The following is a 515-nucleotide window of genomic DNA, read 5'->3' on the forward strand; positions in this document are numbered from 1 at the left end:
CCATTATGCATTTTGCAACTTGCCACTATATTGCGATCAATTTAGCCGTTCAGCTCCAGTTCAGCTTCAGGACGAACGGTAGGAACTATCCGAAAGGGCAACTACTCATACAGCCCGTAACACATTTCAACACATAACTTTTCGTCAACTGAACCTGCCAGGCAGCGGATTGACTTTCGCCGGACAGCTTCACGCCGAGAAAAGTTCGTGTGGTTAAAAGGGAGATATAGCAACTCGCCAGAGCACTGATATAGACGCCTCGCTCGAGGCAGAAGCGACAACATCAAAGGGCCACCTTACATATAAAGGCCCGCACTTGGTGCCAACTCAGGCGCCGCTCTCTACTTATGCCTGACTGAACTTGCTCGCCATTTCAACGCAAGTTCACGGACTAGTTTTGGCTAAAAAAGCCAGTATTTGAAACTGCATCGAACGGACGAGGTGACTACCATGCGAATCAGTATCTTCGGTTCGGGTTATGTAGGTGCCGTTTGTGCCGGCTGTTTGTCGGCACG

At 49.5% G+C, this 515-nt stretch carries 1 protein-coding gene; it reads left to right on the plus strand.

Annotated features, from left to right (window positions below; all coding sequences use genetic code 11):
• Positions 1-450: 450 nt before the first annotated feature.
• On the plus strand, positions 451-515 hold a 65-nt coding region (locus tag GYB81_RS25345; RefSeq protein WP_438810731.1), incomplete at its 3' end, for a hypothetical protein.

The sequence above is a fragment of the Pseudomonas yangonensis genome, assembly GCF_009932725.1.
In the GTDB taxonomy this organism is placed as follows: Bacteria; Pseudomonadota; Gammaproteobacteria; order Pseudomonadales; family Pseudomonadaceae; genus Aquipseudomonas; species Aquipseudomonas yangonensis.